The sequence below is a fragment of the Mesorhizobium sp. M1A.T.Ca.IN.004.03.1.1 genome, assembly GCF_003997555.1.
Lineage (GTDB): Bacteria > Pseudomonadota > Alphaproteobacteria > Rhizobiales > Rhizobiaceae > Mesorhizobium.
On sequence record NZ_RZTV01000540.1, the window covers coordinates 1 to 260 of the forward strand.

A 260-nucleotide genomic window follows, 5' to 3' on the forward strand; every position below is an offset into this window, starting at 1 on the left:
CATATCGATCCCTCCGGCGAGGCGCATATGGTCGATGTCTCCGACAAGGCCGAGACGGTGCGCATCGCCACCGCCGAGGGTCATGTGAAGATGGCGCCGGAAACTCTTGCGCTCATCCGTCAGGGCAATGCCAAGAAGGGTGATGTCATCGGCACGGCGCGCCTTGCAGGCATCATGGCGGCAAAACGCACCGCCGATCTCATCCCGCTCTGCCATCCGCTGATGCTGACCAAGGTCACGGTCGAAATCGAGGAAGATGC

The 260-nt window shown here is 61.5% G+C and carries 1 protein-coding gene; it reads left to right on the top strand.

Annotation, left to right across the window (positions count from 1 at the left end; all coding sequences use genetic code 11):
• Window positions 1-260 (top strand): cyclic pyranopterin monophosphate synthase MoaC (locus tag EOD29_RS32800; protein WP_281059256.1); only part of this gene is annotated, 260 nt, incomplete at both ends.